Annotated in this window: 22 protein-coding genes and 2 pseudogenes; 5 read left to right on the forward strand and 19 right to left on the reverse strand. The window is 70.5% G+C overall.

From position 1 onward, the window contains the following. Positions 1 to 430: 430 nt before the first annotated feature. The 3 genes and pseudogenes from KHP12_RS49810 to KHP12_RS49820 all read right to left on the reverse strand — a co-directional run bounded on the left by KHP12_RS49810 (position 431) and on the right by KHP12_RS49820 (position 3654). Positions 431 to 2287 (reverse strand): FGLLP motif-containing membrane protein, encoded by a 1857-nt coding sequence (locus tag KHP12_RS49810; RefSeq protein WP_211834786.1) that lies wholly within the window; start codon positions 2285 to 2287, stop codon positions 431 to 433. A 176-nt stretch (positions 2288 to 2463) separates the two neighbouring features. Then, positions 2464 to 2625: pseudogene (locus KHP12_RS49815) on the reverse strand (hotdog fold thioesterase); the annotation flags it as partial. 96 nt (positions 2626 to 2721) lie between these two features. Beyond that, complete coding sequence (locus KHP12_RS49820; RefSeq protein ID WP_086883720.1) at positions 2722 to 3654, reverse strand: NADP-dependent oxidoreductase; 933 nt, start codon at positions 3652 to 3654, stop codon at positions 2722 to 2724. Positions 3655 to 3728: 74 nt separating this feature from the next. Between KHP12_RS49820 and KHP12_RS49825 the strand changes: the two genes are divergently transcribed. Continuing rightward, a complete protein-coding gene (locus tag KHP12_RS49825; protein ID WP_086883719.1) occupies positions 3729 to 4109 on the forward strand; it encodes a winged helix-turn-helix transcriptional regulator in 381 nt (126 codons plus the stop codon). A 117-nt stretch (positions 4110 to 4226) separates the two neighbouring features. On the opposite strand, the gene KHP12_RS49830 is transcribed toward KHP12_RS49825, so the two are convergent. Next, positions 4227 to 5009, reverse strand: a complete 783-nt coding sequence (locus KHP12_RS49830; protein WP_086883718.1) for an MBL fold metallo-hydrolase — start codon at positions 5007 to 5009, stop codon at positions 4227 to 4229. A 100-nt stretch (positions 5010 to 5109) separates the two neighbouring features. Between KHP12_RS49830 and KHP12_RS49835 the strand changes: the two genes are divergently transcribed. After that, positions 5110 to 5712, forward strand: a complete 603-nt coding sequence (locus KHP12_RS49835; RefSeq protein ID WP_086883717.1) for a TetR/AcrR family transcriptional regulator — start codon at positions 5110 to 5112, stop codon at positions 5710 to 5712. A 198-nt stretch (positions 5713 to 5910) separates the two neighbouring features. Here KHP12_RS49835 and KHP12_RS49840 read toward each other — a convergent pair whose 3' ends face one another. Next, positions 5911 to 6240 carry a tetratricopeptide repeat protein gene (locus KHP12_RS49840; RefSeq protein WP_211834788.1) on the reverse strand — a complete coding sequence of 110 codons (330 nt, stop codon included), beginning with the start codon at positions 6238 to 6240 and terminating at the stop codon, positions 5911 to 5913. Between the two features lie 76 nt (positions 6241 to 6316). Further along, positions 6317 to 7443: pseudogene (locus KHP12_RS49845) on the reverse strand (AfsR/SARP family transcriptional regulator); the annotation flags it as partial. 683 nt (positions 7444 to 8126) lie between these two features. Between KHP12_RS49845 and KHP12_RS49850 the strand changes: the two are divergent. Continuing rightward, positions 8127 to 9008 carry an AraC family transcriptional regulator gene (locus KHP12_RS49850; protein WP_086879419.1) on the forward strand — a complete coding sequence of 294 codons (882 nt, stop codon included), beginning with the start codon at positions 8127 to 8129 and terminating at the stop codon, positions 9006 to 9008. 4 nt (positions 9009 to 9012) lie between these two features. On the opposite strand, the gene KHP12_RS49855 is transcribed toward KHP12_RS49850, so the two are convergent. After that, on the reverse strand, positions 9013 to 10305 hold the full coding sequence (locus KHP12_RS49855; RefSeq protein WP_086879420.1) for an FAD-dependent oxidoreductase: 1293 nt from the start codon (positions 10303 to 10305) through the stop codon (positions 9013 to 9015). A 207-nt stretch (positions 10306 to 10512) separates the two neighbouring features. Here KHP12_RS49855 and KHP12_RS49860 point away from each other — a divergent pair, with 207 nt between their 5' ends. Then, positions 10513 to 11208, forward strand: a complete 696-nt coding sequence (locus tag KHP12_RS49860; protein ID WP_086879421.1) for a DNA alkylation repair protein — start codon at positions 10513 to 10515, stop codon at positions 11206 to 11208. Positions 11209 to 11335: 127 nt separating this feature from the next. Here KHP12_RS49860 and KHP12_RS49865 read toward each other — a convergent pair whose 3' ends face one another. The 4 genes from KHP12_RS49865 to KHP12_RS49880 form a co-directional block, all read right to left on the reverse strand. After that, positions 11336 to 12859, reverse strand: coding sequence for an MFS transporter (locus KHP12_RS49865; protein WP_308289545.1), 1524 nt, complete (start codon positions 12857 to 12859; stop codon positions 11336 to 11338). Beyond that, positions 12856 to 13575 (reverse strand): hypothetical protein, encoded by a 720-nt coding sequence (locus tag KHP12_RS49870; protein ID WP_086879422.1) that lies wholly within the window; start codon positions 13573 to 13575, stop codon positions 12856 to 12858. The genes KHP12_RS49865 and KHP12_RS49870 overlap by 4 nt, the downstream gene beginning before the upstream one ends. Positions 13576 to 13631: 56 nt before the next feature. Beyond that, positions 13632 to 14438, reverse strand: a complete 807-nt coding sequence (locus tag KHP12_RS49875) for a class I SAM-dependent methyltransferase (protein WP_086879423.1) — start codon at positions 14436 to 14438, stop codon at positions 13632 to 13634. A gap of 262 nt (positions 14439 to 14700) precedes the next feature. Beyond that, complete coding sequence (locus tag KHP12_RS49880; RefSeq protein ID WP_211834789.1) at positions 14701 to 15435, reverse strand: alpha/beta fold hydrolase; 735 nt, start codon at positions 15433 to 15435, stop codon at positions 14701 to 14703. A gap of 236 nt (positions 15436 to 15671) precedes the next feature. On the opposite strand from KHP12_RS49880, the gene KHP12_RS49885 reads away from it, so the two are divergent. After that, positions 15672 to 16316: a GyrI-like domain-containing protein gene (locus KHP12_RS49885; RefSeq protein ID WP_211834791.1), complete on the forward strand. Its 645-nt coding sequence runs from the start codon at positions 15672 to 15674 to the stop codon at positions 16314 to 16316. Here the strand turns inward: KHP12_RS49885 and KHP12_RS49890 are convergent. Genes KHP12_RS49890 through KHP12_RS49925 form a run of 8 tightly spaced genes read right to left on the reverse strand, consistent with a single transcriptional unit; the run spans position 16303 to position 22649 of the window. Continuing rightward, the gene (locus KHP12_RS49890; protein WP_308289546.1) at positions 16303 to 16872 is read right to left on the reverse strand and encodes an NADPH-dependent FMN reductase; all 570 of its coding nucleotides are present in this window, start codon (positions 16870 to 16872) and stop codon (positions 16303 to 16305) included. The genes KHP12_RS49885 and KHP12_RS49890 overlap by 14 nt on opposite strands. Before the next feature lie 2 nt (positions 16873 to 16874). Further along, positions 16875 to 17108, reverse strand: a complete 234-nt coding sequence (locus KHP12_RS49895; protein WP_086879427.1) for a ferredoxin — start codon at positions 17106 to 17108, stop codon at positions 16875 to 16877. Positions 17109 to 17114: 6 nt separating this feature from the next. Next, entirely contained in the window at positions 17115 to 17729 is a 615-nt protein-coding gene (locus tag KHP12_RS49900; protein WP_086879428.1) for a hypothetical protein, read from the reverse strand. 5 nt (positions 17730 to 17734) lie between these two features. Then, a complete protein-coding gene (locus KHP12_RS49905) occupies positions 17735 to 18646 on the reverse strand; it encodes a carbon-nitrogen hydrolase family protein (RefSeq protein WP_086879429.1) in 912 nt (303 codons plus the stop codon). After that, positions 18643 to 19575 carry a carbon-nitrogen hydrolase family protein gene (locus KHP12_RS49910; RefSeq protein ID WP_086879430.1) on the reverse strand — a complete coding sequence of 311 codons (933 nt, stop codon included), beginning with the start codon at positions 19573 to 19575 and terminating at the stop codon, positions 18643 to 18645. Before KHP12_RS49910 ends, KHP12_RS49905 begins: the two co-directional genes overlap by 4 nt. Further along, positions 19572 to 20381 carry a class I SAM-dependent methyltransferase gene (locus KHP12_RS49915; RefSeq protein WP_086879431.1) on the reverse strand — a complete coding sequence of 270 codons (810 nt, stop codon included), beginning with the start codon at positions 20379 to 20381 and terminating at the stop codon, positions 19572 to 19574. Before KHP12_RS49915 ends, KHP12_RS49910 begins: the two co-directional genes overlap by 4 nt. Beyond that, the gene (locus KHP12_RS49920) at positions 20368 to 21867 is read right to left on the reverse strand and encodes a coproporphyrinogen-III oxidase family protein (protein ID WP_086879432.1); all 1500 of its coding nucleotides are present in this window, start codon (positions 21865 to 21867) and stop codon (positions 20368 to 20370) included. Before KHP12_RS49920 ends, KHP12_RS49915 begins: the two co-directional genes overlap by 14 nt. Then, positions 21864 to 22649 carry a class I SAM-dependent methyltransferase gene (locus KHP12_RS49925; RefSeq protein WP_211834792.1) on the reverse strand — a complete coding sequence of 262 codons (786 nt, stop codon included), beginning with the start codon at positions 22647 to 22649 and terminating at the stop codon, positions 21864 to 21866. The genes KHP12_RS49920 and KHP12_RS49925 overlap by 4 nt, the downstream gene beginning before the upstream one ends. Between the last annotated feature and the right edge of the window lie 2 nt (positions 22650 to 22651).

Consider the following 22651-nt stretch of genomic DNA (forward strand, 5'->3'; position numbering starts at 1 on the left):
TGGTCGTCATCATCACTTGTATGTAAACGGTATCGGGGCGCTTCGGTTCCGTGCTGACCGTGGGCGGTGCGGAGGATGCCACCTTCGTGGGCGGTGCCGATGATGCGCCGGTGGGTGCGTCGGGACGCGAGGTCGTCGGGGTCGCGGCGGGAGATGAGCTGCCGCCTGACTTCGTCGCGGCCGCACGGGACGCGGAGCCGTCATTCGACTGCGGCGCGGTCGCGGTGGACGGGCCCGTCGACGACGCGGAGGTCGGTCCGCTGCCCGAGGCGGCGCATCGGGCAAGGATGAGGATCATCACGAAGACGACCACCAGAGCCAGGACGACGAGCAGTCCGCGACGTCCTTCAGGGTGCGGGGGCGGTGCCCCCGCACTGCTGTCTGCCATCTGTTCCTCCGGCTGAGTTGTGCGCCCGGGTACGCGACAGGCCTACGGTTGGCTCCCGGTGACGGCGGGCGGGGCCGGCGGGGCGGGAGGAGCCGGCGGATCGGCCGGGGCGGGTTGCGGCGGGCGGTAGCGGAAGTAGGCCCAAAAGGCCAGCGACAGCGCGCCGAAGCCGATGAACAGCGCGAGTGTGGACGCGAACGCGGGCGCGGTGCCCTGCCTCAGCACGTCCCGCCGGTTCAGTACCAGCAGGTGCACGAAGCAGATCACCGCTACCGCGTAGACGCCCAGCCAGGCGGGACGGCTCCAGGCCAGCAGGCGTCGCCCGTCCATCATGTGCAGCGGTATCAGCCCGAAGACGAGAGTCTGCACGCTCAGCAAGAAGACCGCGGACAGCACGGCGTCCAGCATCCGCACGGGCAGCCAGGTCCCGTCATGCGTACGCTCCAGGGCGACCCAGGCCAGCAGCGCGACAGCGAGCAGGCAGAGCGTTCCCGCGAGCACGCTGCGCCCTTCGTCCGCGTCCGACAGCTGACGCCTGGCCCCGTCGGCCGTGGCGTATCCGGCGATGAGGCCGAAGACATAGCCCGGCACGAATCCGGCCACCACCGACAGCAGTGTGCAGAACGCGGCCAGGGCGAGTCCCAACGGCAGGACGGACAAGGCGCCGGCCACACCGGCCGAGAAGCGCCGTGCGAAGGACTCCACCACCGCCGCGTAGACCAGGGTGGTCACCGGGAAGGCCACCAGGAGGCCGAAGAAGAGCATCATCGTGTCGCCGCGGATGCCGATAGCGGGATCGATCAGGGTGGTCAGCAGTGCGGCGGCCAGTGCGAACCAGCAGAACTGCCGCCTGGGTGACGCCCACAGAGCGCTGAGAGTCCGCCCGCCGATGCGCAGGGCGCCCATCCGCGCTCGTCGGCGGCGCATCCACGCCGTCCAAGGGCGGAACCAGCCTTCGATCTCCTGCCGGTTCTCCTCGATCGTCTTGTTCACGATGTCGGCCGGGAAGCCGATCAGCAGGATCAGTGCGGAGGCCACCACCAGCGTTGTGGCCACGCTGCGCAGCCCCCACGGCACCTCGGAGGGCTTGGGGATCGCCGAGAACACCGGCGACGTGTTGGCGGCGGGCGGTGGAGCATCGGCGGGGACTGCCGTCCTGCTGACGGCGATCGGGTAGCTGATCAACGTGCCCTGCGGGCAGTCGAGCGCGATCTGGTGTCGCCCCTGCCGGGTGTTCGCGGGGACGGTGAACTCGGCTGTGACGTACCCCAGCCCTCCCTCTGAGGTCAGCGTGGTCGCCAGTGCGCGGCCATCCAGCCGGACCTGACCGCCGGGGCATTCATGGGCGGCGTTCTCGACCCGGATCGTCCGACGTCTCTCGGCCTCCGACCCCGCTCCCTCGCTGATCTGGATTCCGGGCCCGCCGCCGAAGTGGTAACTGGGCGCGTCCTGGCCGAGCCTTTCGAGGTCGAGCGTGGTGGTCCCGGCCCTCGTCCAGGACTTGCCGTCGGCAGACCGGCATTCCACGACCACGGTGTGCGATCCGCCCCGGTCGCCGTCCGAGACGTTCGGATACTGAAAACCGACGAGGAACGAGTCGCCACTGACGCGGTACGACGGCCAGGCGTCCCGTGTGCCGCTGCTCCCGCTCGACACGCCCTCCCAGAGCAGGCGGACGGACGCCGGTGCCAGGAACCCGTCTCCGCCTCTCCCGCATGCCTCGGGTGCGTGCGACAGGCTCAGGACCCCGTATGATCCCTCGGCCGCCCGGCGCGGCGTCACGTCCAGCCGCGCGTTTTCGTCCGCTCTCGCCGGAGTGACCAGCAGAAACCCCAGCAGAAACCCCAGCAGAAAGACGAACGCTGACAGCCGTGCGGCCGATGGTCCAGCCCGCCCCATGACGCCCCCGATGACGTGCTCCCTGAACACGGTAGGCGTGACGAAGGGTCACCGGAAGTAGCTCTCCGTACGTCGAGTCGCTAAGTCAGATCATTGACGTAAAGCGCGGTCCGTCGTTCATCCCACGCCGCATCTCAAGACGGTGCGCGCCCCCTGCCGGCGCCCGCGCTCGCGGCATCCGTACCTGCCGCGACGGTGACGGGGCCGTGGCTGTTGCAGGCGCAGGCGAATGCCGTGTCGGCGAGCGCGAAGATGAAACCGCCGTGGGCTGTACCGTGGCCGTTGATCATGACCGCTGTCACGGTCATCCGGACAAGGGCCGAGCCGTCCCCCGTCTCAGCTTGGTCTCGGGATCGTCGCAGGAGTCCGCGATCTCCTGGAACGGGACGGCGGACATCAGTGGAACCTCGCTCACACGAGGCCCCACGACGGGGTCAGACGGTGAGGACGAGCTTGCCCTGGAGGTGACCGCCGTCGAGCAGCCGGTGCGCGTCGGCGACGCGCTCGAACGGGAACGTCTCCTGCACGTGGACCCGGAGCCTGCCCTGTTCGACGAGTTCGACGAGACCTCGAAGGGCGACCGGATCGGGGTCGACCGCGATGCGGCTGAAGTGCATGCCGGCCGCCTCGTACTTGGCGGTGAGCTCCGAATCCTCCTCCGCGACCGCCGTCACCAGGTGACCGCCCGGGCGGAGCACTTCGAGCGACCGCTCGACGGTGTCGCTGCCGATCGTGTCGAGCACGACGTCGATGTCGCGCACCGCCTCGGTGAAGTCGACCGCCGTGTAGTCGATCACCTCGTCGGCGCCGAGCCCCTCGACGAACTTCCGCTTGCTCCCGCCGGCGGTCGCGATCACATGCGCGCCGAGCGCTTTCGCGATCTGGATCGCGACGTGGCCGACCCCGCCACCACCGCCGTGGACCAGGACGCGGTCGCCCTCGGCCACACCGCCGAGGTCGACGAGGCCCTGCCACGCCGTCAGCCCGACGACCGGCAGCGCCGACGCCTCGACGTGCGAGAGCGACGCCGGCTTGCGTGCCAGGTGCAACGCCGGCGCCGACACGACCTCGGCGTACGCGCTCGCCGCCCGCGGGAACAGCGGCATCCCGAACACCTCGTCGCCGGGCCTGAACCGATATGTCAGCGCCCCCTCCTCGACCACGCCGCTGATGTCCCAGCCGAGGATGAACGGCGGCCGGCCGAGCAGCGGGGGAAACGCGCCGGCGCGCAGGAGCGCCTCCAACGGGTTCAGCCCGATCGCCTTGACCCGGACGAGAACCTCGGTCGGAAGGGGCTGGGGCTCGGGCGCGTCCACGATGGTGAGCACCTCGGGACCGCCGAGCGTCTGCTGGGTGATGACTCGCATGACTCTCCTGGTTTTGGAAGGGGAGAGAACCCAGGCTAGGTTTCCGATAGGAACCAGCAGGTACCTTTGGCGCCATGAGCGGTTTCGGTCCCGGTGATCCCTTCCTCTCCGACTGTCCGGCGCGTCTGACGGTCGAGCTCATCGCCGACAAATGGACGGCGGTCGTGCTCTACGGCCTCAGCAAGGGCCCGGTGCGCCATGGCGAGCTGATCGAGATCATCGGCGGCATCTCCCGCAAGGTGCTCACGCAGACGCTCCGACGGCTCCAGGCGCACGGACTCATCCGCCGCCACGCCTACGCCGAGGTGCCGCCCCGCGTCGAGTACGAGCTCACCCCGCTCGGGGCGACGCTGATCGATCCGATCCACATGCTGACCGAGTGGGCGAGGGCGAACGGCGACGCAGTGCTCGATGCGCTCGACGCCGCTCCCGAGCCGGTCACCCACAGCGACTGAGGCCCCCGCCAGGGCGCTGAGGGGACCGGCGGGAGCACCGGAGGTCGTGGTCTCCTTCGTGCGCGTCGGACTCATATCCTGTTGCCGCCTGATCCTGTTGGCACGGTGGAGTTCCGGTCATGTGGCGAGGTCCAGCCATTCCCCGACGGCCAGCACGTGCGCGCGCCGTCCGGCGTGCGCGCGGAACTCGTTCTCCGGGTCGGAGACCTCGACGTAGCCCGCGATCTTGTCCGGCTGTTCCGTCTCGTAGTGGATCGGCACTGCGTACCGGGCGTCGAGGATCTCCGCGGCCGCGGCGGCCTGCCTGGGGTCCATCGCGGCGGGCAGCGGGCTCGGCGGCTGTAGGTGCGGCGCGTCGACCACCGCGCCGTTGGCGGGCAGGAACACCGCGTCGAACGGGCTGAACCGGCGTGCCATGAGCCACCAGTAGCCGTGGAACATCGTGTCGCCGCCGTGGAAGACCCGCTGCCCGTCGGCCTGTACCACCCAGTTCAGCTGCGGGTCGCCCAGCCCGTCGACGGAGGGGACCGCGGTGACGCGGAACGGCCCGACTTCGCGGGTGGACCAGGCATCCACCATCTCGGGGGCCAGCCGGTGCAGGGTCAGCTCGCGCTCGGCCAGCAGCGTCGTCACGTTGTCGACGTCGTCGCCGTGACCGGGCGCCGGCCGCAGCACCGGCGCCCGGGGCGTCAGCGCGTCCGCGAGCGCGGACGCGTCGGTGTGGTCCCGGTGCAAGTGGGTGACGAGTGCGGCGGTGGCCTTCCCGCTCGGCGCCACCAGCCCCTCGCCGGGCTTCCACCCCGTGAACAGCGGTGAGAGGTCCCGCACGTAGTCGATCACCAGCCGCTCGCCGCCTGCCTCGATCTCCACTCCGGCCCAGCCCAGTCGTCGTACCCGCATCTCGCTCTCCTTCGTCCCGGTGGGTGCCTGGTTGCCACGGAATTTAGCGTACGGTCGTTCGCCAAAGCAATAGCGAACGTGCGTACGCTATCCTTGTCGCATGTCACCACGACGCTCAGCGGCCGAAGCGCAGGCCACCAGGGGCCGGATCCTCGGCCGTGCCGCCGAGATCGCCTCCGAGGAGGGGCTGGAGGGCATCACCATCGGCCGGCTCGCCGAGGAGCTGGAGATGAGCAAGTCCGGGGTGCACAAGCACTTCGGCACCAAGGAGACGCTTCAGATCTCCACGCTGGACAAGGCGTTCGTGGACTTCTGGCACCGGGTGGTCGAGCCCGCACTGGCCGAACCGCCGGGCCTGCGGCGGCTGCGCGCGGTGTGCGCCAACTCGGTGGGTTACCTGGAAGCGCCACTGCTGCCGGGCGGCTGCCTGATGACCGCGGCGCTCAGCGAGTACGACGGCCGCCCCGGCCGGGTCCGCGACGCGGTGGCCGAGGTGTGGTCGCGCTGGCGGGAACAGCTGCGGGCGGATTTGGTCGCGGCGGTGGAGAACGGCGAGCTACCCGTCGGGTTCGACATCGACCAGGCGCTGTTCGAGATCCTCGCCGCCGGGCTGGCGCTGAACGCGGCCATGCAGCTCCAGCGCGACCGGGCGGCCGCGGGCCGGGCCCGCCGCGCGATCGAACGGGCCCTGGACCAGTCCTGACCGCACGTCAGACCGGGTACTGGCCGAGCAGGGGCCGTTGACTCGACGTCGGGTGATTCGCCGGCCTTCGGTCGTGCGGGGGAGCCCGTCGTCGTACCTGGGTCCCGATAGCCCACCCCGCATGCGGGGTGGGCTCGCTGAGCTTCAGGGGCTCAGTGGTCGCGGGATTGTAGAAGTTTTCGTATTTCCTCTCTTCGGTCATCTCGGAGTTCCACCGTTAGTGCCTTGCGCCAGCATGCGCGGGCCCAGTTCGATCGCGCTGTCAACGCGACCTGTGGCAGCGTGTACACGGGAGAGGTTGGACAGGGCGCTGGCCGCTCCGGAGAGATTGTTGTCGGCGCGGAAACCCTTAAGTGCCTCACGGAAGTGTGCTTCGGCATCTTCGTGCCGTTTTTCAAAGCTCGCGATAATGTTGCTTATATTCGAGGCACGGCAGGTGGCGAGTGAGTCTTCTGCCGTGGCTGCGAGGACGCTGGCCTGGCGGGCATCGTCGTCGGCTTGTTGCTGTCCTCTGTCATGAGGAAACAAGCCTGCGAGGGCAAGGTACGCCCGGCCTTCCGCTCCGGGCACTCCGGCGATGTGAGCGGCTTTCTGTACCGATTGGCTCGGTGGCAGCCCGCTCTTCGCCGATGATGCAGGTGAACAGGGCCATGGCCTCTGATGGGTCCATGATGTTCAGGTCGACCGAGTGGACGCCGTCGAGGCCGACCATGGAGGTGCGGCTGGTGATCAGGGTGGCGCAACCGGGGGCACCGGGCAGCAGGGGCGTACCTGTGTCGTGTCATGGGCGTTGTCGAGCAGAACCAGGACGCGGCGGTCGGCGAGGACTGAGCGGTACAACGCCGCCCGCTCGTGCAATCCCTCCGGGAGGTCGGCGGAGGGGGTTCCCAGGGCGCGCAAGAACACGCCCAGTACGGCCGCGGGGTCGGCCGGGCGGGAACGTTGGCCGAGGAGATCCACGAACAGCTGCCCGTCGGGGAAGCTTTCCCGTACCGAATGAGCAACGTGTACGGCCAAAGCTGTTTTGCCCGCCCCTCCCAGTCCCCGTACCGCGGAGACTGCCATTGCCGCTGGAAGCTGGGCCGGGCGCGGTACGGAAATGTGCGGGGCTTCCGCATCGGACGGGCGTGCCTGGAGGGTGAGGGTGGGGTCGGCGCGCAGGATGCGCTGATGCATCTGGGCGAGTCCCGAGTCCGGGTCCACACCGAGTTCGTCGGCGAGCAGGCGGCGGGTGTCGGTGTAGACACCCAGCGCTTCGGCCTGCCGGCCGCTGCGACAGAGCGCCAGCATCAGCATGATGCGCAGCCGCTCCCGCAGTCGGCCGGGGACCCCGGCCAGCGCTTGCCCATCCCACAGCACCAGCGCCATGTGCAGCAGTCTCCGCGCTTCAGACGGATCCCCTTCCGCCCGGGCGCGCTTCGCTCGCGCCTCGTACCCCTCGCACACCTCGAGATCCAGCGCCTTCGATCCCGCTCGGAGCGCGTAACCCCCGGCTTCCGAAACCAGCACGCCAGGCCCCAGCTTCCGGCGCAGCCGGAAGGCGTAGGTGCGCAATCCGGCGATCACTTCGGGCGGTGGCACGTCACCCCACACCGCGTCGCTGAGGGCCGCGAGCTTCCGCTCACCACGCCAGATGCGGACTGGACCCAGCACGGCGAACCGCAGCCCTCCGCCCGCGGCGTCGTGCGGTTCGCGCGGGCTCCCGGCGACACCGGCCTGAGCTGACAGCAGCCGACCATCGGCGACGGAGACAGCGGAGACAGCGGAGACGTCGGACACGCGGGCAGGTCCGCCGTCGAGCGGCGGCGGTGCGGGGGAAGGGTGAAGCCGAGCCGTTCCAGTGGCATTCCGAACATCTCTTCCAGCACCCGCTGTCTCGACAGCCCTGGGCACGGTGGGTCAGGCTGCCGCCGCCGGTGAAACTGCCGCGCCGTCACCTGCGCGGACTCTCCGAGGCCGGCGGCGACCCTGGCGTACACCTTGAGAAACACCTCTGGACGAGCCCACTGACGCTCCTCGCACAGCCGTCTGAAGACCGTTTGCTTCACTCGCGCCTCGCCTCCGTGCTCCGTTTTCAACGGATACCCGACCAACCGTAGTCCCCGGGCAGAAGCGGCTTCAGCTCCTGAATTCACTGATCTTTTATACGTGAATGGTTTCCTGCTGTTCGCGCAGCGCATCTGACTAAACACTCTTCTGTTTGGTATTGAACGACTCCGGATGGTCCATGTTGGCCACCAAGCGCCTTGACCGAGCGCTGTGCTGTGGCAAGATTTCACCACTCAGGAGATCGATGCCCATTCGTTCGATGCGTACACTTTGCGCCGTCTCACCTTCGAGGCGACGCCTGCCTGCAGGATACGGGGGCTCCAGTGCAGGAATCCGCCCAGAAAGGCTCTGCGGCGCGCGGCGCGATGCGTTCCACCACCGCGGCACTTCATGACAGCCGGGTCCTTTCAGCCATACCGCATATCGTCACCGCGCTGCGCGACGCCTCTCCCGGTGTAGACGTCGACGTCATCGCACGTCAGGTGCACACGGCGCCGCACTACTTCCGCAAGATCTTCCGGGACACCACCGGGGAATCGGTCCAGCGATATGTGCGCCGGTACCGTCTTGAGATCGCTGTCTACCGGCTGGTGTTCACCGACTGGCCGGTGTACGAGGTGGCGGCGCGCTGCGGGTATTCGGCGCACGCCCCCTTCACGCGGGCCGTCCGGGAGGCGTTCGGCAGTACGCCCGCCGAGTTGCGGCGGCGCGAGCCGACCGGGCCGTGGCTGGAGTCCGGGCCCGGTTGCTCGGAGCTGATGGAGGTGGACAGCCCGGGCCGGCTGGTGGCGTTTCTGCGGCACTTCGGCACGCACGCGTCGTTGGCGGGCAGGTGGCAACAGCTGCGCGACTGGCTGGAGGTGCACGGCTACGAGCCGGACGAACAGCAGCCGCTGGAGATCACCCATGACGACCCGGAGTTCTACCGGGACGGTTCCATCCGCTTCGATGTCGGAACGGCCGTGCCCGAGGCGTTCGTGCCCTCGGACGGCATCGGGCTCCAGGTCATCCCCGCGCAACGGCGGCTGCGGATCACGCATTGCGGGCCGGTGCACCTGATTCCGTACACCTTCATGCACCTTGCCGTGAGTGCGGTGATGCTGGGGCTGTACGACGGGACCCACCCGCCGGTCCCGTATCTGGTGGAGTACGAGCGGATGCCGTGGTTCCTGCCCGAGGCCAGGACCACGGCATGGGTGAGCCTTCCCCTTCGGCCGGTGCCGCCGGGGTCAGGTCCGACGGGCTGAGTCGTCAGCCACCGGCCTCGGCGGCCATGCGCCGCTTCACCGACGGGATGCGGTCGATCATCCGGAAGGTTGCCCGGGTCACGGCCCGGCTCATCCGGTTCTCGGTGAGGGAACGGTCCAGGTTCTTCCTGGACTTCAGCACGGCATCCGCGGCGTAGGCGCGCATCGCCGTCTCGTACCTGCCGATGCCCTCAGCCACGGGGCGGATTCCGCGGGCCGCCTCCACGAGCGCGACGTACAGCAGCTCGGCGTCGCGCAACGCCATGTTGCCCCCCATTCCACCGAGGGGGGTCGCGCAGTGGGCGGCGTCTCCGATCAGGGTCACCCGGGAGGGGGCCCAGTCGGGCACGGCCACGGCGCTGCGGACGGGGAGCCCGGTGAGCGTCTCCGGATCGGCGTCGGCGACGGCGCGCCGGATCACCGGGTGCCAGCCGTCGACCAGGCGCAGCACCGCCTGACCGAGCTGGCGCGGGGTGCTCAGCGAGGTGTCGGCGGGCAGGGCGAAGCGCTCGGGACTGGCCGTGACGGCCCACATCAGGTAGTCGGTGTCCGTGTCGAAGAGCAGCCCGCCGGTACCGGCCGTTCCCAGGTCCAGGGCCTTGCTGGGCCGGTTGCGGTACTCGTGGGTGGCGGCGAACATGCGGGCGCCGTGCGGGCCCATGACGATGTGGGCCGAGGCCAGCAGCGGCGCGTGGATCCAGCTGCGCAGCTCCTCGTCGAGGGGGAGCTTTCCGGCCACGCCGATGGCCCCGGTCTCCATGACCCGCGCCTGCGGCAGGCGCTGGGTGCGCACCCGCGAGCGGCAGCCGTCCGCGCCGACGAGGACGTCGCCGCGGGCCGTGGAGCCGTCGGCGAAGTGGGCGACGACGGACCCGTTGCGGAGTTCCTCGTACCGCTCGTAGTGCCGGCCGAAGTGCACCACGTCGTCCAGACCGCGCAGCAGCAGGTGGCGCAGGGTGACCCGGCACACCGACTGGTGGTTGAGCAGCGGGTCCGCACTGTGCGGTCCGTCGAGGCTGAGCAGTGGGCGCAGCAGGTGGTCGGTGAAGCGCAGGCCTTGGCCACCGCTGCCACTGGTGTCCAGGAACAGCTCGAACAACTCGTCGCTCAGGCAGGCGCGCAGCGCCCTGGTTCCGGTCGGATTGATGTGGATGCGGTACCCCTGGGACCGGTCGGTAGGTGCGGTGTCGCGTTCGTGGACCTCCACGTCCACGCCCCGGGTGCGCAGGGCCTGTGCGAGGGTCAGCCCGGCCAGGCCCGCACCGATGACCACCACCTTGAACGTCTCTTTCGCCATGTCGGATCTCTCCTCGTCGTCGTCCGGTCCGCGAGCCGGTGTTCCAGGCAGCGTCGGCGGACGCGCGCGCGGGCGGCAAGCGTGGGCGGCTGGACTTCGCCGCCACGGTCAACGGGGACGGCGACGCGCGGCAGGTACTTGACCAGGCCCGCGTTCGGGCAGGGAGACAGGGCGGGCCGACGCGGCGCTGCGCTAGCGTCCGGGTGCATGACGACTTCCTCACTCGAACGGTTGAGGTCCGAGCTTCGGCAGCTGGCCGAACCGCAGGTGCGTGCCCAGCAGGAGCGGGTGCTCAGCCCCGCGGACGACGACGAGCTGCTGGGTGTGCGGGTTCCGGTCCTGCGCAAACTCGCGCGGGGATACCGCGAGTTGACGCTTGACGAGGTGGACGCGCTGCTGCGCAGCCGGGTGCACGACGAACGGTTCGCGGGGCTGCTGGTGCTGGCCGAGCAGGTGCGAATCACCCGGGGCGCGGAGCGTACGTCGCTGGTGGACTTCTATCTGGCGCGCACCGACTGCGTGGACAACTGGGATCTGGTGGACGGATCCGCACCGGTCGTGCTGGGGCCGTGGCTCCTGGACGAGTCGCTGGAGGTCCTGGACCGGCTGGCGGGGTCGGCTTCCCTGTGGGAGCGGCGGATCGCCGTGCTGGCCACGCTGGCGCTGATCCGTGCCGACCGTTACGAGCCGACGTTCACCTTGGTGCTCGCGCTCCGCCGGGATCCGGAGCCGCTCATTCACAAGGCGCTGGGATGGATGCTCCGGGAGATCGGCCGCCGTGACGAGCGGGCGATGGTGGGCTTCCTCGACCGGCACGCCCCCGAGTTGCCGCGGATCACCGTGCGCTACGCGACCGAGCGCCTGGAGCCCGATGAGCGGGCACGGTTCGTGCGTCGCCGCTAGACCGTGCCGCACGGCGGTCGTCGCGCCGCCCCATTCGTGGCGTGCGGGGTACGGACGTGCCGGCCCCGCTCCGCGGTGGGAGCGGGGCCGGGGCCGGTCGCTGCGCGGCGTCGGGGGAGCCGTCGCGTCAGTCGATCCCGGCCGGCCGCGGCTCCTGCTGCCCGGCAGGCTGTGCCTGCGGCGGGACGGCGGGCGCGGCGTTCCGCACCGCCAGTGCGCACAGGGCACCGGCGGCGAGGACGCACATCTGAATGGTCAGGCTCGTACGGATGGCGCCCGCGAGGGTGTCGTGAAAGGCGTCCAGTGCCGCCGGGGACCGCTCGCCGCCCTCGACGGGCCGGCCAGTGGCGATGTTCTGCCCCGAACCCAGGCGCAGCTGGAGCACCACGCCGATGGTGGCGCTGGCGAGCAGCCCGCCCAACTCCTGGACCGTGTTGACGGTGCCGGAGGCCACACCGCTGCGCTCGGGCGGCACATCGCGCAGTCCGACGCTGAACATGGGCGCGAAGGTGAAGCCGGTGCCGACGCCGGCCAGTGCCAGCGGTCCGGCGAGCTGCCACACCGAGGCGTCCGGCGTCGCCTGCCAGGCGACCAGTCCGAGGCCCGCCGAGAAGCAGACCATGCCGCAGATGAGGATCCGCTTGGGCCCGGTCGACTCGATGAGGCGTCCGCTCACCCCGGCCGCCAGGACCGACACCAGGGGCATGACGGCGATGACGAGACCCGCCTTCGAAGCGGACAGGCCCTGCACGGACTGAAGGTACAGCGTCAGTGGCAGGAAGGCACCCACCACTCCGAAGCCGACGGTGACGGCGATCAGGTTCATGAGGGTGAAGTTGCGGATGCGGAAGAGTGCGAAGGGCACCAGCGGCACGCCGGACTGACGGCGCCGCTGGTCCGCGAGGAAGACGGCGAACAAGGCCAGTCCGGCCGCCAGGACCGCCCACACCGTGCCCGACCACTTCAGCCGCTCGCCCTCGACGAGCGCGAACACCACACCACCGATGCCGCCGAGCATCAGCAGGACGGAACCGATGCCGAGGGGCTGACGGCGGGCGGGCCGCGGGTCGGGCAGATAGCGCATGACGAGCGCGAAGGTCAGCAGGCCGATGGGCAGGTTGACGTAGAAGATCCAGCGCCAGCCGGCGCCGGTGACCAGCACCCCGCCGACCAGGGGGCCGGCGAGTACCGCGAGCCCGGAGAGCGCTCCCGTGAAGCCGAACGCGGCACCCCACTTCTGCGGCGGGAACAGGGTCGTGATCATCGGCATGAGCTGAGGGACGACCAGCGCGCCGCCCACGCCCTGCACGGCCCGGAGGACGATGAGCTGCCAGGGGGCCTGGGACATGCCGCACAGCACCGAGGCGCCCACGAAGACGGTGAGGCCGATCAGGTAGGTCCGCCGCGGCCCGTACAGGTCACCGAGGCGGCCGGAGAGGATCAGCGTGCTGGCGAAGGCCATGATGTAGGCGCTGAAGACCCACACCGCCTGGTCGATCGAGGCGTCGAACGTCTCGATCAGGCTCGGCGTGGCCGAGCTGACGATCGTCACGTCGAGCAGGGTCATGAAGACACCGAGGCAGAGCATGCCGAGCGCGGCCCACGGGTTGATACCCGCGGCCCTGCTGTTGGTGTCGGTGGGTGAGGTCACGAGTCTTCTCCAGTCGGGGTTTCCGTCATGAACCCGAAGTGCAGTGGCCGGACGGTGCACTGCTCGACGCCGGGCCGGTCACCGCGCTCCTCGGCCAGCGCCGCGGCCTGTCCGTACAGTTCGGCGACGGCGGTGTCGGCGGTGGCCTTCGCCGGGCCCCTCGGGTCGCTCCAGGCGAGGTGCTCGGCGAGGAAGGGGCCGTGCGGGTTCTCTCCCGCGTACAGCCGGGGTTCGGCTCCGGGGGCGAGCAGGCCCGCCGCTCGCAGCGCCGCCCAGCAGCGGGTCAGCAGCTCGGCCAGCCGGCCGGTGTGGCCTTCCCGGACCTGGTAGGCGGTCAGGGTCTGCACGACCGTGCCCCCGGCGGCCGTGTGCGCCGGTCCGCCGGCCAGCTGGGTGACGGCGGGCCAGTCGACGGGAGGCCGGGCGCCGCGGCTCTCGGTGAGAGCGAACATCTCCTGCCAGATCGAGTTGACTTCGGGATCGAGATACGCCCGGTCGACGGCGTCGGGCACGCCCCAGGTGACCAGTTCGACGACGAACGGGCCGTCGTCGCCGCTTCCCTGGGCGATCCAGGAGGGCTCGCCGGTGACCAGGCCCTTGCGCCGCAGCGTCGGCCAGTGCCGTTCCAGCACGTCGGTGGCCTGGTCGAAACTGCCGGGCCGCAGGAGGTACGTGGTCAGCATCTTCTGCTCGTGGCCCCGGTCCTGGACGGTCATCGTGGTCCACTCCTTCGGTTCAGGTGCGGGGAACGGGTTCGGCATCCGGCGGTGACTCAGCGGGGTCGGTGACCCCAGACGCTGAGCACCGCGCTGGCGGGTTCGTCGAGATCGTGGCCGCCCAGCAGGGCCACCGCGGCGTCGAGGTGGTCCTCGGTGAGGTGACCCTGGCCCAGCAGCCGGGGCCGCAGCTGTTGCAGCGTCAGCCGGGAGAACTCGGACGCCGGGCTGCCGGCGTGGAAGGGGTAGACCCGCATCTGGGCTCCGCAGTCCACCAGTCCGTGGCGGATGAGCGGCTCCGGCGGGTCGGCCATGAGGTCGCGCACCCACTGCGGGTCCGCGCCCGCGTCGCGGAGCAGCACCGCGGAGACGGCGTCGAGGGCACCGCCGAGGACGGTGGTGGGGTCGTACGGCGGGAATCCGGCGAGCTCCTCCACGACGATGCAGCCACCGGGCGCGAGCCAGCCGACGAGGCGTTCCAGTACGGCGTGCGGATCGTCGAGGAAGATCATGACGGACCGGCAGTGGATGAGGTCGACGTCTGCCACAGGGGCGGGGTCACTGCCCGCGTCGTGGCGCACGGGGACCAGGTTGGGCAGCCCTTGGGTGTCCAGATGCCGCAGGTCGATGTCGGTCGCCCAGACCCGGGCCTCGGGATGACGGCGCGCCAGTGCGCGGGCGACCGATCCGGAGCCGGCGCCGATCTCCACGATCTCACGGGGGTTCTCCGGGGCGCGGGCCTCGAGGATCTCCCGCGTCGCCGGGTCCGTCATCACCGCCAGCCGGTCCAGCCGCAGGCTCTCGTACTCCCAGGCCGGGTCCAGTGCGGGCGGGCCGCTGTCGTGCCGCGGGGCTGTGTCCACCGTCTCACCTCTCGTCCGGGTGGGCGTGACGGGCCGTGGTGACCCGTGCGGCGGAGTCTTCCAGCGGGCGCGGTCGGGAAGGCCGGGCCGGCGGCAAGGGGATCCGTGGAGGTCACTTACTTCTGCCGGAACCCTGCGGTAGTTGACCGGGATGGTGAACCGGACGGGCGGGCCGTCGGGCGGACGTACGCCGGCGGGCTCCGGGCCGTGGACCCGGAGCCCGCCGTCGTGGTGGAGCCGTCGTCACGCGGGACGGGGCGGGTCAGCCCTCCGCCGCCGGGGACAGCAGGGCGGCCAGCCCGCCGGGGTCGGAGAGCATCGGCCAGTGCCCGGTCGGCAGGTCCCGGAAGGTCCAGTCACCCGCCAGTGGGCTGTGATCGCCGCGGAAGAACTCACGCTGCTGCGGGGGCATCGCGCAGCAGACCAGGGTCTGCGGCAGGCCCGGGTCGTTGCCGTGCTCCAGCACCACACCGCGGGTGTAGCAGGACCAGGGATGCGGGGTCTGGAGGAGCGTCATCAGCTCGCGTTGGGCGTCGCTGATGCCGACGGTGCCGAAGGTGCGGGTGAGCTCGTCCCAGTGCGGTACCGGCAGGGCCCAGCCGTCACCGTCCCGCGCCACGGAGTCGGCGAAGGTCTCGCGCAGGCCGGCGGGCAGGAGCTCCGCGGGCGCCATTCCCGAGGGCAGCGGTGCGGCATCCACGTACACCAGGCCGCGCAGCCGCTCACGGCAGCGGTCGGCGACGCCGGGCAGGACGGCCGCGGCGTAACTGTGCCCGACCAGCACCACGTCCTCCAGACCCTCATAGGTCAGGACACCCGCCACATCCTCGACATGGGTGCCGGGGCCGATGTGCGGGCCGCCGAGGTGAGAGCGTTCACCGAGGCCGGTGAGGGTCGGGGTGTACACGCGGTGCCCCGCGTCGCGCAGCCGGTCGCTCACCGAGCGCCAGATCCAGCCGCCTGCCCAGGCACCGGGGACCAGAACGAACGTTGCCATCTTCGCCTCCGTCAGGGGGGTGGTCACGGACCCGGGTGGGGCACGGGCAGGGCAAAGACTCATCGCGGGCCAGTCGGGAGGGAAGGCGTGCCGGGTCCCCTTCGCCGCGGAGGTCAAGGGCCGGACGTACGGGATCTGGTCCGTTGACCCGGGTGGTCAATGTGTCCGCCGTGTCCTTCGCGGCGCGGGGACGTTCTTCACAGCGTCAGATCTTCGAAGTCGCGAGGAAAAGTACGATGAGCAACCGCGGTCCCGGCCACCCGTTCACGAGGCTGTACGAAGCCACGCCGACACCGGCGCTGGTGGAGGTGCCACCGCTGCACTACCTGGCCGTGGACGGGGAGGGCGACCCGCAGGGGTCCGAGAGGTTCGCGGCGGCCGCCGCCACGCTCTCCATGGCGACGCAGGCCGTGGCCGTGGACACTTCCCCCGCCGACGGCACGGCTTTTGGGCCGTGCCCGCTCGAGGGCCTGTGGTGGAGCACCGACGAGCGGCTGCACCTCGAGAGCGGCGACCCCGAACTGTGGCAGGACCGCACCAGCTGGCGCTGGACCCTGCTGCTGCGGCAGCCGGAGCCGGTGGACGCCGCCCGGCTGGAGGCGGTCCGCGCGCAGCTGGGCACCAAGGCCGACACACCCGAGGCCGAGGCCGCCGCGGCCGGATTGCGCGAGCACGCGCTGGACGAGGGCCTGTGCGTCCAGCTGCTGCACGAGGGCGCGATCGAGAACGAGCCCGCCTCCATTCGGGCCCTTCACCGGCATCTCGACGCCCAGGGTCTGGCGCCGGCGGGCCGGCACCACGAGATCTACCTGGTGCCGGCCTCGACGGCGCCCCCCGGCGAACTGCGCACGATCCTGCGCCAGCCCGTCATCCGTGAGTGACGGCCTCGTCGTCGCGAACGCGTAGCAGCTCCGCCGCACGGGCCACCGCACGCGCCAGTTCGTCCACCCGCGCGGCCACCTCCACGTCCACCGGCTCGCCGTCGATCAGTGCCCGGCGCGCCTGGGGGACCGCCACCTGCTGGGGCACCATCCAGGCGCGCAGCCAGCGGGCGATCAGACGCAGATCGTTGAGGGCGTTGGAGTTGCTGCGCCCGCCGAGTGCGACCAGCGCGCCCAGGGCCTTGCCCTCGATGTGCTCGAAGTCCAGCAGGTCCATGGCGTTCTTCAGCGCCCCGCCGACCGTGCCGTGGTACTCGGGCCCCGCCAGGATCACCCCGTCCGCGGCCCGTACGGCCTCCCGGAGCCGCCGCACGCCGGGGAAGTGCGGCCACGGCTCCTTCTTGTCGCCGTTGCAGAAAGGGAGTTGCAGCGCGCGCAGGTCGAGCAGCTCCGTCTCGCATCCGTCGGCGGCGAGGGTGGCCAGGGCCCGGCGCAGCAGCACCTGGCTGGTCGAGCCGGGGCGCATGCTGCCGCCGATGCCCAGAATCCGGATCACGCTCACTCCTCCTCGCAGATGGCGTCCGCCGGGCAGCAGTCCATGGCTTCGTAGACGGCGTCCTCGTCGTCCTCGGTCAGCGGCTGCACCGCGAGGTAGGTGTATCCGGCGGCGTCGTTGCGGACGAAGAAGTCCGGGGCGATGCACCGGCAGGTGTCGCAGTCGGTGCACTCCTCGTTGACGTAGAACCTGCCCGCGGCGTTGTCGGGCAGTCGCGCGGGCGGCTGGACGGTCACGGCCGCTCACCTCCCCGGGGAGGAGCCGCCGGGGTGCACCAGTTCCAGCACCCGGTCCGTGTCACGGCGCAGCAGATGCCCGTAGGTGTGGCCGAGTTCGTCCTCGGGGGCGAACGCCAGCAGTTCCACGCCGTCGAAGGTCGCCAGGTAGTCGAGCAGCGGCCGGACGTGGTCGGGAGCGTCGACGGCCAGGCCGAAGTGTGACATCAGCGCGTTCTTCTGGCCGGCCGGCCGGTCGGCCCAGCCGCCGCGGGCCCGGCAGGTGAACAGCTCCAGCTCCTGGCCGTGCGCCCGGCAGTTGATCCAGTGGCCGGGGGTGCCGTACTCGCGCGGGGCGATGTGCGAGGGGCCGGTCCGCACGTCCTCGGTGTCGGGAGACTTCTCGACGAGGGCCAGCCACTGGTCGAAGTCCTCCTCCCGGTCGTAGTCACCGACGTAGACCGCCACATGGTGCAAACCGGTGATGCGCAGTGTGCGCAGGTCCACCGGGTGTCCGAGGAAGCCGGTCAGAGCGGTGTCGGGCGTGGTGCGGGCGGCGTCCTCGAACCAGCCGAGGACGGAGTTCAGATACCTCTCCTGCTCCGCCCCGGTGGGGAGGGCGGCGGGAGCCGGGTAGATCATGTGCGTCACCTCCTGGTGAGGTATTCGGTGAGCAGGGACTTCAGGTCCTGATGGCCGCTGTAGGGCTCGCGCAGCCGGCCGTACAACTCGGGGCGCCGCCCGTGCAGACAGAAGTAGAGGCTGCGCCGGAAGGACAGGTCGACCTCGCGAAGGCCGCGCAGATGGTCCATGTCCAGCTCGGCCCGCAGCACCGCCTCCTCCTCTTCGAGGGACCCGAGCAGTTCCTCCGGCGCGGCCACCGTGCTGTGGCCCGCGACCTCGATGGACACCTGACGTCCGGCCCGCTCCCCGGTCACCCCGCCCACGGCGCTGGCCAGCAGCGTGTAACAGACGTTGAAGGAGGAGTTGGCCTGGAGGCAGGGGCGGGTGATCTGGATGTTGCCGCGCAGGGCCGCGCCGGGAACGGCGATGATCTCGGCACCGCGCAGCGCGAGCATGCGCGGCACCTCGGGGATCCAGAAGTCCGAGCAGACGCAGATCCCGACCCGCCCGAAGGGCGTGTCCACCACGGCGAACTCGTCGGACGCGGTCACCGAGACCATCTCGGCCGCGAACCGGTGGGTCTTGCGGGCCTTGACGACCACCTCGCCCCGGTCGTCCAGGAGGACGGCCGTGTTGTAGTACCGGTCGCCCTCGCGCTCGACGACGGTGCCGCACAGGATGTACGCGCCGGTGCGGCGGGCGGCCTCCGCGAGCCGGTCGAAGACGGGTCCGGGCACGGGCTGGTCGATGACGCCCTTCAGGTGGGCCCGGCCGGGGAAGTAGAACGGCGGTCCCAGGAAGAACTCCGGCAGCACGATCAGTTCGGCCTCGTCGACGGTGTCCAGCAGGGCGAGGACCCGGCGCAGGTTCACCTCGGGGTCGAGGTCCCAGAGGGTCTGGAGCAGGGCCACTCGGGGCCGTGTCGTGGGCTTCACCGTGACTCTCCAACTGCCTGGGCGGGGTGGGGCGGGACGGTGTCCGTGACCGACGGATGAGGTGCGGACGTGGCGTCCGCCAGGGCCTCGCTCAGCCCGCAGCGTCGGAAATCGGCCAGGAAGGGGGCCGCGTCGCGCATCCGGCGCAGCTCGTGCAGGTCCAGGTCGGCCGCGACCACGCACTCCTCGCGGTCAGCCTCGGCGAGCACCGGGGTCTGCTTGCGGAAGTCACGCGAGTAGGCGCCGATCGCCATCGGGCTGCGGACGACGGCCGTGCGGCCCATGTAGGTGAGACCGGCCAGGGTGTTCTCGCCGGTCGCCGCGGCGAAGAGCACGTACGCGCAGTTCTCCGCGGCCCGTGCGAGGAGCATCTGCCGCACCGGCTCCGCGAAGGGCCGCAGCAGGATCGACGGGCAGAGGATGATCTCCGCGCCGTCGGCGAACAGCGTGCGCAGCACCTCCGGGAACTGGATGTCGTAGCCGACGACCAGGCCGACGCGGCCGAACGGTGTGTCCACGGCCCGGGCGCCCACCTCCCCGGTGAGGAAGTGGGCTTCCAGGTCGTAGACGACGCTGCGCCGGTAGACGTCCCGGATCCGGCCGGCAGCGTCCACGAGGACGGCGGAACTGTGCACGTGCTCACCCGCCCGCTCCAGTACTCCGGCGGCGAGCCAGACGCCGTGCCGGGCGGCCTGGGAGGCGAGCCACGAGGTGACCGGGCCGGGTACCGGCTCGGCGACCTCGTGGCTCTTGGGCAGGTTCAGCGCGGTGGCGAACGCCTCGGGCAGCACGACCAGTTCGCAGCCGTCGGCGGCCGCCGCGGCGACCAGCCCCTCGGCACGCGCCAGGTTCTCCGTCCGCCGGTTGGTGGCCACGGACAACTGCACCAGGCCGACGCGCACCCTCCTGCTCGGGGTACCGGGGATCATGCCGTGTCGTTGTTGTAGATGCCGGGCTCGCCGACGGTGTAGCCGACGTTCAGCGGACGGGAGGAGGTGATCAGGTTGATGTTCTCCTTGGCCACCGTCCAGCTCTCCAGTCCGCGTTCCGCCAGCAGCCGGCGCATCTCGGGCTCGCTGAACGAGGCACGCAGGGAGTCCATGAACTCGGCGGCGTCGCCGTCGGCGTACTGCAACACGAAGGAGACCATGCCCTCCTCCGCGTCCCGCGCCAGGTCGTACAGGACGACGATGCCTCCCGGCCGGCACACCCGGGCGCACTCGGCGACGATCCGCTCCGGCTTGTCCCAGCGGGCGACGGCGCAGAAGCTGAAGACGACGTCGAAGGAGTCGTCCTCGTAGGGCAGCCTGCTCAGCCTGGCCCACTCGCAGCCGAAGTCGCCGCCGTAGCCGACCAGGTTGGCGAAGATGGTGTTCTCCCGGGCCACCTCCAGGAAGGCGTCGTTGTTGTCGACCCCGGTGAACAGGGAGTCCGGGTGCTGGGCGGCGAGGCGGAGCGAGATCAGGCCGCTGGCGCAGCCCACCTCCAGGACGTCCTTGCCCCCGGTGCAGTAGGGGCCGATGAGCTTCATCATGTGCTGCATCGGGATGATCATCGAGGTGCGGATGTTCCGGTCGTAGGCACGGCACTCGTCGACATCGTCGAAGGTGTCCTTGCGCGGTACCCGCTCGGCGAGGTCGAAGATCTTCTGCCGACGGGCGCGCCGCCGTACGGGCGTCTCGGGTACCTCGGTGGCGGTGGCCGGTGCGGTGGCGGTGGTCTCAGGACTGGACAATGGGAAGTCCTTTCCGTCCGTCGGTGCGGTCGAGCTGCCAGTTGAGGATCTCGGTGCTCGCCGACGTGGGCTGCGGCAGCCGGTAGTTGCGGTCGGAGTAGAAGGTCTTGCAGATGTTGTCGATGTAGTACCAGCCCTTGGGGTAGGTGACCTGGAGCGCCTCGTCGGTGACGACCAGCAGCCCCTTCTCGACGAGCGAGTCGACCTTGTCCTTGAAGTACTCGTAGGGGTCGACGCCGTGCCGCTCGCGGTACACCGAGCGCTTGACCCGCAGCAGCTTCAGTCCGAGGACCAGGCTTCGGCAGCGCTGCTCGTGCTCGTCGGTGTAGGCGCCCATGACCACCGGCAGCCGGCCGGAGTTGCAGGTGTCGATGTAGGCGTTGATGTCGGGCTGGTTGAGGTACATGTGATTGTTGAGGTAGCCGTAGGCGCCGGAGCCGATGGCCACCATGTCTCCGCACCGGCCCCAGACCTGGGAGAGGTGGTCGGTGAGGCGGAAGGTGTCGGTCTCCATGCCCCGGTACGGCTTGGAGCCGTCGAGGAGGACCGGGTAGGTCGTCGCTCCCTCGGCCTCCCACTCGGGGCGCATCGGCTCCAGGAAGTCGTTGTACGTCAGGGCCAGGTAGCCGGCGTCCATGAGCGTGGTGTGCAGGTACTGGTACATCTCGTCCGCTTCCCGCGTGCTCGGGCACGGAGGCGTGGCGCCGGACTGCAGGGCGAAGAAGACCTCGGAACCCGGCAGCACCGCGTAGTTGTAGACGGAGAACGAGGTGACGGGCAGGTCCATCAGGGTGCGGATGTCCTGGGCCCACAGGTCGTGCGTCTGGCCCGGCATGCCGATCATGTAGTCGATGCAGAGGTTCTCCAGGCCGCTGCGGGCGATGAGTTCGATGGTGCGGGTGGCGGACTCACCGGTGTGGGCCCGGGCCCGGCCGAGGTAGCGCAGGATGGGGTCGTGGAAGGTCTGCACACCCAGGCTCATCCGGCTGACGCCGTGCTTGAGCAGCACGTCCAGCTTCTGCTGGTCGACGTCGACGGGGGTGGACTCGATGGTGACGGAGCAGTCGTCGCTGAAGTTCAGCCGCTGCTTCATGAAGCCCAGCAGGTCGTCGAGTTCCTCGGCGCGCAGCGTGGTCGGGGTGCCACCACCGAAGTAGCCGGAGGTGAAGACGACGTCGCGCAGGTACGGCGACTTCGAGTAGAGGTCGATCTCCGCCTTGAGGGCCTTGATGTAGCGCTGGACGAGGGTGTTGCGAGTGTTGAACTTGTTGTACGGGCACGATGTGCACACCTGGTTGCAGAACGGGATGTGCACGTAGAAGGAGGTGGTCCTGGGGAACTTCTCCTGCCTGGCGTACACCTGCTCGGGGCTGAGCGGCCCCACGTCGCACGGGTACCACCGGACGAACTCGATGTCGCGTTCGGGATACTCGCGCCAGAAACTCGGTGTGTCGAGGAAGTTGCGGGTGATCGTCTCCTGGGTCACGGGGACCTCCACGGGTCGGATGGGGCGGTGGAAGCGGTCGGGGCCGGACGCGTCCGTGCGACGGCGCGACGGAAGCGCAGGGTGAGGGCCATCGGGCCGTCGGGTTCGGCCGTCCAGGACGTGAGCCCCGCGTGGCGCAGCAGGTCGTACACCTCGGCGCGGGTGTAGGCGCCCTGGAGGGAGATGAGGTAGGTGCGCAGCCGGTAGCGGCCCTCCTCCGAGGTGTCGTCGGCCATCTCGCGCAGCGAGTACTCGAGGATGAAGGGGTCCGGGTCGCGCCGCAGATCGTTCACGAGCACCCGCCCGCCGGGTGCGGTGAGGGCGGCCAGCCGGCCCAGCGCGCCGGCCGGGTCCGGCCAGGTGTTGAACGCGTTGGCGCTGTAGACGGTCCCGAAGCGCCGCCCGCGCCAGGCGGCGTCGTCCGGGTCGGGGACACCGCCGGGTGCGATGCGGAGCCGCGCCGTGACACCCGCGTCGTGCAGCCGCCGCGCGTACAGCTCGCGCGCCGCCTCCGACTCGCAGACGGCGTGCAGCTCCAGTGGCGTGTCCCGCGCCGCGCGGCGCAGTAGTTCGACGCCGAGCCCCCCGTAGCCGGTGCCGACCTCCAGCACCGGACCGCCGGGGCTGTCACTCGCGGCGGCCACGACCTCGTCCAGCAGCTCCTCCTTGTAGTGGTTGCGGGCGGCCAGGTAGCGGTCGTAGGCGGTGCGCTCGGCGGCGGTGGCCCGCGGGTGGTCCGGCGGCATCCGGTCGGCGAAGAAGGGCGGAGCGGTCGCCGCCATGG

This window comes from Streptomyces asiaticus (assembly GCF_018138715.1).
In the GTDB taxonomy this organism is placed as follows: Bacteria; Actinomycetota; Actinomycetes; order Streptomycetales; family Streptomycetaceae; genus Streptomyces; species Streptomyces asiaticus.

What these genes read in the sequence shown, in the direction of transcription:
- KHP12_RS49810 (WP_211834786.1), bottom strand. Translation starts at nt 2,287, where the DNA reads ATGGGGCGGGCTGGACCATCGGCCGCACGGCTGTCAGCGTTCGTCTTT.
- KHP12_RS49820 (WP_086883720.1), bottom strand. Translation starts at nt 3,654, where the DNA reads ATGCGAGTCATCACCCAGCAGACGCTCGGCGGTCCCGAGGTGCTCACC.
- KHP12_RS49825 (WP_086883719.1), top strand. Translation starts at nt 3,729, where the DNA reads ATGAGCGGTTTCGGTCCCGGTGATCCCTTCCTCTCCGACTGTCCGGCG.
- KHP12_RS49830 (WP_086883718.1), bottom strand. Translation starts at nt 5,009, where the DNA reads ATGCGGGTACGACGACTGGGCTGGGCCGGAGTGGAGATCGAGGCAGGC.
- KHP12_RS49835 (WP_086883717.1), top strand. Translation starts at nt 5,110, where the DNA reads ATGTCACCACGACGCTCAGCGGCCGAAGCGCAGGCCACCAGGGGCCGG.
- KHP12_RS49850 (WP_086879419.1), top strand. Translation starts at nt 8,127, where the DNA reads ATGCGTTCCACCACCGCGGCACTTCATGACAGCCGGGTCCTTTCAGCC.
- KHP12_RS49855 (WP_086879420.1), bottom strand. Translation starts at nt 10,305, where the DNA reads ATGGCGAAAGAGACGTTCAAGGTGGTGGTCATCGGTGCGGGCCTGGCC.
- KHP12_RS49860 (WP_086879421.1), top strand. Translation starts at nt 10,513, where the DNA reads ATGACGACTTCCTCACTCGAACGGTTGAGGTCCGAGCTTCGGCAGCTG.
- KHP12_RS49870 (WP_086879422.1), bottom strand. Translation starts at nt 13,575, where the DNA reads ATGACCGTCCAGGACCGGGGCCACGAGCAGAAGATGCTGACCACGTAC.
- KHP12_RS49880 (WP_211834789.1), bottom strand. Translation starts at nt 15,435, where the DNA reads ATGGCAACGTTCGTTCTGGTCCCCGGTGCCTGGGCAGGCGGCTGGATC.
- KHP12_RS49885 (WP_211834791.1), top strand. Translation starts at nt 15,672, where the DNA reads ATGAGCAACCGCGGTCCCGGCCACCCGTTCACGAGGCTGTACGAAGCC.
- KHP12_RS49900 (WP_086879428.1), bottom strand. Translation starts at nt 17,729, where the DNA reads ATGATCTACCCGGCTCCCGCCGCCCTCCCCACCGGGGCGGAGCAGGAG.
- KHP12_RS49910 (WP_086879430.1), bottom strand. Translation starts at nt 19,575, where the DNA reads ATGATCCCCGGTACCCCGAGCAGGAGGGTGCGCGTCGGCCTGGTGCAG.
- KHP12_RS49925 (WP_211834792.1), bottom strand. Translation starts at nt 22,649, where the DNA reads ATGGCGGCGACCGCTCCGCCCTTCTTCGCCGACCGGATGCCGCCGGAC.